The sequence below is a fragment of the Lacinutrix sp. MEBiC02404 genome (genome assembly GCF_053601575.1).
This window is the reverse complement of sequence record NZ_JBSHNV010000096.1, coordinates 44,806-53,058: the sequence shown is the minus strand read 5'-3', so window position 1 is coordinate 53,058 and position 8,253 is coordinate 44,806. Positions and strand designations below refer to the sequence as shown.

Here is an 8,253-nt window from a genome sequence, read left to right as displayed (position 1 = left end):
GCTATAGAATCATGAATAATATAGAGTATCACAGCTCCTCGCTTTAGCTAAAGAGAGGTGGATTTCCAGTAATGGAAATTCGGAGAGTTTGGCCTAAAATGCGCAGCTATTTTAAAAATGCAAACAAGACTTCTCTATTTTTTAATTGCTATAGAATCATGAATAATATAGAGTATCACAGCTCCTCGCTTTAGCTAAAGAGAGGTGGATTTCCAGTAATAGAAATTCGGAGCGTTGGACCTAAAATGCGCAGCTATTTTAAAAATGCAAACAAGACTTCTCTATTTTTTAATGGCTATAGAATGATGAATAATATAGAGTATCACAGCTCCTCGCTTTAGCTAAAGAGAGGTGGATTTCCAGTAATGGAAATTCGGAGAGTTTGACCTAAAATGCGCAGCTATTTTCCCATCTGCATTCCGTCTTCCGTCTTCCGTCTTCCGTCTTCTAGACCAAACTACTGCCCTCTAAAAAAGATCATAGTACTCAAGGTTTTAATAATAATATTAGCATCTAAAAAGAAACTTCTGTGCTTAATATAATACAAATCATACTGCAGTTTTAATAAGCTATCATCCACACTAGAACCATATCTAACTTTTACTTGTGCCCAACCTGTAAGTCCAGGCTTCACAATATGTCTCGTTTCATAAAAAGGAATGACCTGGGATAGTTCTTCCACAAAATAAGGCCGTTCTGGTCTCGGACCAATTAAACTCATATCTCCTTTTAGAATATTAATAAATTGAGGTATTTCATCTAATCTCGATCTTCTTAAAAACTTACCAAATAAAGTGACTCTTGCATCATTTTTGGTTGCCCAGACTGCGCCATTTTTTTCCGCATCTTTTATCATGGTTCGAAACTTAATGATCTCAAAAGTATTCCCATTTTTCCCAACACGTTCTTGTAAATAAAACAAAGAACCTCTATTAGCTATTACATTCCCTAATATTATTAATGGCAAAATAACAATACCTCCCAAAATTCCCATAACAGAGAAAAACACATCAAAAAAACGATGAAAGAATTGATATAGTTTATTTTGATTACTTCTGCTAAAAGGGAAATACTTATAAAAATCTTTACCCACAAACTGAACAGGAACACGATAGGTCATGTCTTCGTAAACTTGCGTATATTCTTTTATAGGAAAACCTCTTTCTAAAAGGGTTATTAAATCATGATAAATTTCTGGAGTTATCGTCTCCGAATTATAACTAGCTACAACAATTTCAGAAATATTTTCTTGTGCAATAATCTGATGTATCTCACTTGGCAGAAACTCTTTAACGCCATTAATCTTAAGGGTTTCTGTACTTTTTTCTTCACAATTAATAAAGCCTAAAATTTTATAATTAGGATCAGAACCTTTAAACGCATCTATAATTGGCTGAATATTAGAGATTTCCCCTACAATTAATGCTTTTTTATAAAATCTAGGAGAGGTTATAAAATTAATATAAGCGAGTCGCCAAACCACTAAAGCCAAATTTATAGCTAAATAAAAATAAAAAATTTGCAGTCTATTCTCTGGAAGAAAAGGTGTGAAATAAGGGGTTAACAAATAAAATAAAACCGTAACAGATGCTGTTAATACAATATTGGGAAGTACAGATTCTGGTTGACTTGCTTTTTGTAAATCGTACAACTCGAATACCGTCCCAAAAATGGTAATATATAGTGCTAATATTAAAATCCACGTCCAGTTTTCGGTAGTTATATAGAAATAGTCAAATTCAAAAAAATGACCAATACCATAAAGGGACATAAGAATAAAGACAAGATCAAAAACGCGAAGTAGTATTTTCCTTTCAGAAATATTAAAATGAATGTCTTTTTTTTTTGTCATGCAGTTAGGGAAATGATAAGGTAAAGATAATAAGTTAAGATAATTACACAAGTATTTAGGCAAGTACTTGAAACCATTTGGTTTTAATGTACTCCCAGCGGAAATCTTCCACTTTTTTTCTCGCTGTAATAGCCATTATTTTAGACTCTTCTGGTGTACTAGCAATCTTTTTTATAGCTGCTACAAAACCAGCTACATTCTCTTTTTCTACGAGCAGGCCTTCTTTGCTATTTTCTATTAAAAATGGCATTCCTCCAACGTTTGTAGAAACAACCGGCAATCCTAATGCCATAGCTTCAATTATGCTTACGGGCATATTATCAAAATTGGTAGTATTTAGAAAGATAGTATATTTTTCAGACAAGGAGATCCATTCTTTCTTGGTTAATTTACCCGTAAAAGTAACCGCTACGTTTAAGGTTTTTGCCAATTGTTTTACTTCCTGTAAAGTACCATCGCTATCGGGACCAACCATACAAAGTGTTGCTTGCAATCCTTCCTCTTGTAGACTTTTTAATATGCTAACTGCCAAACTAGGATTATATATTTTAGAAAAAGAGCGTACCCAAAGCATATCTATGGTTTCCAGGTTTCGTTTTTTAAAGGCATATTTTTTAATTTCGATCGCATTCGGAATGAAATCTACATTGGTATACCCTGCATGCTTAAAAGCATCCAATAAATACAAAGAAGGGGAAATGTTTTTATACGCATTTTTAAATATTAGATTAGATAAAAACGGGCTGTTTTCCAATCTAGAAGGTAAGTTCCCGCCATGCAGTATTGGTATATATTTTAAATGCAACACTTTACAAAGTCGACTAACAATTAAGGCATAATAAAAGTTAGTAGTGCTATAGGTATCTATAAGCACAAAATCAACTTTCTTAGATAAGCTTACACAAGACTTTACCATATCGAGCATTCTTAAAACTTTATTGGTTTGTGAAGAAGCATAATACAAAGTGTATCCTTCCTTTTCCAATAAGGTTCCTAATACCTGAATAGAAGAGATATTAGCCTTCTTGCTTTTTAAGTTGTTTCCTATGTATAGGATTTTTTTCATAAGTCACGTTTAATAAGGCCAATGCATAAATAAATGCCGGAGCCGCTATTCGCATGGAGGAATGATTAACGGTTGCAAACCAAAAACCTAAAAATGCATAGAAAAAATAATTCTGTTTATTATTAGATCTAAAATATAATGGTTTAAAAATTAATATTAGTAAAATAATAACTCCAAACATGCCATGTTCTGCCAATAACCTACTGGTTTCACTATGTGAGGTAACTCCTTGCCCATCTTTTTCTATTCTAGCGTCTTTAGCCCTACTAGAGCCTATCCCAAAAAAAGGATGTGACATAAAACCTTCTAATTCTTCTGCAAACAACTCCCCTCTACCTGTTGTTATATCGTTTTTTTCTCGTCCTAAATGGTCTTCATTTGCATATCGCATATCAATATACCCATCGGTTTGGGCTGAACTAATAACCCAAGTTCCTATCATCGTAAATAAAAAGACTAAAGCCATCATTACAATTTCACTTTTGCGCTTAACAGATACTTTTAAATAATACATCACCAAAAAAGCAAGAATAGCAATAATACCAGTAATAACACCACCTCGACTAAAAGTAACAATAGCGCGAAAGGAAATAGCAGAAAAAATCACAATATTAAAAGCTTTCAAAAAAACACTAGGAGATTTGGTAAAAATACGAACTGCCATAACAAACATACCTAAACCTAATATAGTAGCTACTTGATTTGCTCCCCAGCCTCCCGATGTAGATCGATTAGAACCAGTATTAGAAATCACATCTCTTACACTTGGATTGTAGAAAAAGATATATACAGTATTCGCTATAATAGGTAAAACCAAATACAAAAGAATTTTATATAATTGCTTAATACTCACTTTTTTATCATAACAAAAAAGAGCAGCAATCCCCAAACACACAGGTCCGCTTAATACAAATGCAATATTGGTTCTAAAATTAGCATCAAAACTTAGGGTAGTAGAAGCTACAAATATAGAAGGTACCAAAAACATGAGATACATAAAATACGGGTATCCTTTACCTGAAATACCTTTATAAAACATACCCATCACCATAAACACGATAACTAGATACTTAGCGGCTTCATAAGATATAGATCCTTTGGTTGTTCGAAAAAGTATCTCGGCGCCCACAAAATAAGCACAAGCTTTTAGTACTTCAAAGGTTTTTAAATGATTTGGAGAGATTATAATTCTATATAAAAAATAACACAAAGCACTAAAAAAGTAAACCTTTGCTAAAGACTCATTAAAATAAATAAGTATCCCAATGAGTACATGTAATCCAATAGCAGCAGTATAGGTAATATTAGTCTTCAAAAAGTTACTTTAAAATTTACGTAAGTTCAATAAGGTAAAAATAATATAACCAAACCATAAGTGAACTATATCAAGCAAGAAATAACAGGAAGGTAACGCAAGAAAATATTCTTCGATAATCATCTAAAGGAAATCGGTAATAATAGCTCTTTTGTAAAACATATAAACCAAAATGTATTACAAAAACGGGAATATGAGGTCTAAATAATCGCAAACTAGAATCATACGTTTTATTGGAATAGTTACAGATTAAAAAAGGAATAGTATCTGCATCTAGGTAATTCTTTGTGATATTAGCTTCGTCCGTTGGCTTCAAAACATTAAAAGTATGAAAGCTTAGTTGCTTATTCGCTCTAACAAGCTCAAAGAGTTCTATTACAGATAAAGGTATCTCGTTGTTATGGAAAAACAAGGAACTGTTATACACATCAATAAGTATCCATTTATCATGTTCTGTGCTAAATATTTCGTTAAAGGAATGTCCTCCAAACTCCTTATTAAATGGTGCTCGTGTAGTTCCCCATTCACGGACTTTAACACCATTAATCACACAAAAGTTATTAAATATCTGCGCCATATCACTACAAACGCCGCCTTTACCTGCTAGCATAATTTTAAGTGCTGCGTCACTAGCTTCACTCAATCCGGGACCTCCTTTAATATTATTTTGCAACCAAACACTTAATTGTTTAACGACTTCAAAATCTGTGGATGGCATGTTATCTTTAAAGACAATAGCATTAATTTCTTTAAAAACACTGGGAATGTCACTTTCGGGATTGGATGCATTATAAGAGCAACCTTCAAGATCCTCTGCACTAGAGTTCTTAGATAGCAATTTAAAACGCGTGGTATATAGAAAATGGTGCCGTTTAAAAAACCAGGACACTTTTTTTAAAATCATTCAGATAAATTAATAGTATAGCTTACGATAAATGTAATTTTTTTTTTTTGTTAGACCTAATATTTTAAAATTAACAGGTTCAAAAGACTGAAAAACAGATAAAAAACACATTATAATAGCTCATGTACTATTCTTGTAGCATAATAAGAATAGGTGAATTTATGTATTTCCGTACCTTGGCTTTGAATCATTTTAGAAAACAGAACAGGTTGTAACTCTAAAACCTTACGAATAGATTGCAAAAGACTGTCTGCAGAAATAGCATCTAATAAAAACCCATTCCTATCCGATTGCACATATTGCCCAATAGAAGAAACATTAGAAACTATAGGCAAGCAGCCATAATTCATAGCTTCTGCGATAACTTTTGGAAAACCTTCGGATGCAGATGGCAGCACAATGGCATGGGATGTTTTATATATGTTATGTACATCATCACGTGACAAAAAACCATGAAACTGAAAGGGTAAACCACTATTTTTAGTGCTATCTATATATTTTTGTTTTGCTTTTCCGTCACCAACAATATGAATTGTATTAATACTACGTTTTTCTGTTTCCGATAGCATTTTAAAAGCTTCAATGAATACTCCTACTCCTTTTTCTTCTTCTAATCTTCCAACAAAACAAAACTGAAGCGATGCATTATCCAACACTTTATTCCCACTAATGCTTTGCCCCAGAGCAACCTCAGCCTCTGTTAGGCAAGGGTTTTCAAAAGTAAGACATGGTTTTGGTTGATCTGCCCATACACCATTTATAGTAACCTTTCGCTTTTGCTTTTGTAATAGCCAACGCTGAAAACTATAGGCTAATGGAGCGTTTTCTTGTTTCCAATTCCCTGCATATTTAAACCATCCTTTTTTCCTACTAAAAAACACCAAATATGGAAGGACAAATACACCAATTCCTGTTGGTGCTCGAAACTGAAAATAATCGGTTTGGTTTATTGCTTTTTTTATAGTAGCTACTATTTTGGGCGCTTTATAAAGTATCGCTAATTTATCCGTTACTTTCTGTCCGCCAACAGCTGGTAATGCGATAAACTTTATTTTACTGGAGGTATAAGGTAATGCGCTAGGTGGCGCAGAAACTTCATGCAGCATGGCGACATGAATAATAGCATCAAAAACAGTGGTCAAATTATTTATTTCCGTAACTGTAGAGCCTAACCCAACAATGGTACCATCTGGATTTTTATAATGCTCTGTATGCGATATAATGGTTAACGTTTTCATGGTAATAGAGTAATATAACGTTTTATTATAGTGGACCAATCATGTTGTTTTGCCCATTTTTTGGCTTCCGCGGAAAACATTTCTTTAGATTGTAATATGTTCTCTATTCCTTTTTCAAACTGCATCGTATTTCCTCCATCTATTAATACACCGGAAACATTCGGTTTAATAGCATCTTCAATACCACAATTTACAGATCCTATTGCAGGAATACCTAAAGCATTTGCCTCTAAAATAGCAATACCAAAACCTTCCACATCCCCAGTTTTACTTTCGGTACTTAACATCACAAAAACATCGGTTTCTAAAAGAATTTGCTTTAAAACATCCTGGGCAACACTACCATGAAAAGTAATATGATTCGCTACGCCCAGCATTTTAGCTTCTTCAATAAAAACAGGTGCTTCTGTGGCAATACCAACACAATGATAATGCACATCCGGATACTTTTTTAAAAGTGCTGGTAATTGTTTAATCACTTGTAATTGTCCTTTTCGGGTACTCACGCGACCAACCGTTGTTAAAACAGGACTTCCTTGTAAATCGATTTCTGGAAGGTTTTCCATTTCCCAATTTTCAAGCTGAATCCCATTAGGTATAACCACAACTTCTTTATTTAAATGCAGCATGAAGCTTTTTGTATAGGTAGAAACGGCAACAATAGTATCCATTTTTTTTAAAGCCATATCTATCGACTTTCTTAATAGAACAGATTTAAAATTAACCTCAGTACCATGCACTACAGCTAAAGTATTTCTTTTTTTAAACAGACGAATAAAAGCAACATTCCAAAGGGAAAATTTACCAGTTGCTATTACATGGCTAGCATTTGAAAAACCGTTATACGTGGCAATAATACGTCGGACATACATTTTAAAACGCTGCTGGTATCGCGGGATTCTAACTACAGTAAATGGTAAGGTCTTATCAAAAACAACTTCCTCTGCACCAGATAACGAACGTTGGTCTGCAATTACAGTAACGGTATAATTTCTATTGCTTAAAGAGTTCGCTAAATGATACGCATGGTTTCCTATACCTCCGGGTTGCGGTGGAAACTCAGAAGTAACAATAAGTATGTGTTTATTTATCAATGGTTCTTTTATTCTTAATTCTTAAAATACTGTAATTACGAGTTGGGTAGCAACGTGGCAATTCTCGATAAAAAATTGCGAAAAAAGCAATTTCACTCGAACTGACAGAGGTTTCCTTTTCACTCTTATCTCTCTTTTCTCTTTTCTCTTTTCTACATTTTCACTTTTCACAAAACTCCTTCCCTTCTTTTAAGGGAAGGTGGATTTGATTTCCTTAAAGAAATCAAAGACGGAAGGGTCTTTTACAACTCCTTCCTAAACCTGTTCTCGATAAAAAATTGCGAAAAAAGCAATTTCACTCGAACTGACAAAGGTTTCCTTTTTACTATTATCTCTCTTTTCACTTTTAACTTTTAACTTTTAACTTTTCCCTTTTAACTTCCCTCTTCTCTATTTTCACTAATCACAAAGCTCCTTCCCTTCTTTTAAGGGAAGGTGGATTTGATTTCCCTAAAGAAATCAAAGACGGAAGGGTCTTTTACAACTCCTTCCTAAACCTGTTCTCGATACAAAATTGCAGAAAAAGCAATTTCACTCGAACTGACAAAGGTTTCCTTTTCACTCTTATCTCTCTTTTCACTTTTCACTTTTCACTTTTAACTTTTAACTTTTCACAAAGCTCCTTCCCTTTTTTCAAGGGAAGGTGGATTTGATTTCCTTAAAGAAATCAAAGACGGAAGGGTCTTTTACAACTCCTTCCTAAACCTGTTCTCGATACAAAATTGCAGAAAAAGCAATTTCACTCGAACTGACAGAGGTTCATTTTCACCTTTCACCTCTTCTC

General features: G+C 33.6%; 6 protein-coding genes. All 6 read right to left on the bottom strand.

The genetic code is table 11. From position 1 onward, the window contains the following. Window positions 1–457: 457 nt before the first annotated feature. The 6 genes from ACVCXO_RS01015 to ACVCXO_RS00990 all read right to left on the bottom strand — a co-directional run bounded on the left by ACVCXO_RS01015 (window position 458) and on the right by ACVCXO_RS00990 (window position 7,469). Window positions 458–1,852 (bottom strand): sugar transferase, encoded by a 1,395-nt coding sequence (locus ACVCXO_RS01015; protein WP_452227740.1) that lies wholly within the window; start codon window positions 1,850–1,852, stop codon window positions 458–460. A gap of 55 nt (window positions 1,853–1,907) precedes the next feature. After that, window positions 1,908–2,918 (bottom strand): glycosyltransferase family 4 protein, encoded by a 1,011-nt coding sequence (locus ACVCXO_RS01010; RefSeq protein ID WP_452227739.1) that lies wholly within the window; start codon window positions 2,916–2,918, stop codon window positions 1,908–1,910. Then, window positions 2,869–4,233, bottom strand: a complete 1,365-nt coding sequence (locus ACVCXO_RS01005; protein WP_452227738.1) for an O-antigen ligase family protein — start codon at window positions 4,231–4,233, stop codon at window positions 2,869–2,871. Before ACVCXO_RS01005 ends, ACVCXO_RS01010 begins: the two co-directional genes overlap by 50 nt. Window positions 4,234–4,303: 70 nt before the next feature. Continuing rightward, complete coding sequence (locus ACVCXO_RS01000) at window positions 4,304–5,137, bottom strand: transglutaminase domain-containing protein (protein WP_452227737.1); 834 nt, start codon at window positions 5,135–5,137, stop codon at window positions 4,304–4,306. 110 nt (window positions 5,138–5,247) lie between these two features. After that, window positions 5,248–6,375, bottom strand: a complete 1,128-nt coding sequence (locus ACVCXO_RS00995; RefSeq protein ID WP_452227736.1) for a glycosyltransferase — start codon at window positions 6,373–6,375, stop codon at window positions 5,248–5,250. Then, the gene (locus ACVCXO_RS00990; RefSeq protein WP_452227735.1) at window positions 6,372–7,469 is read right to left on the bottom strand and encodes a glycosyltransferase family 4 protein; all 1,098 of its coding nucleotides are present in this window, start codon (window positions 7,467–7,469) and stop codon (window positions 6,372–6,374) included. Before ACVCXO_RS00990 ends, ACVCXO_RS00995 begins: the two co-directional genes overlap by 4 nt. Window positions 7,470–8,253: the final 784 nt, after the last annotated feature.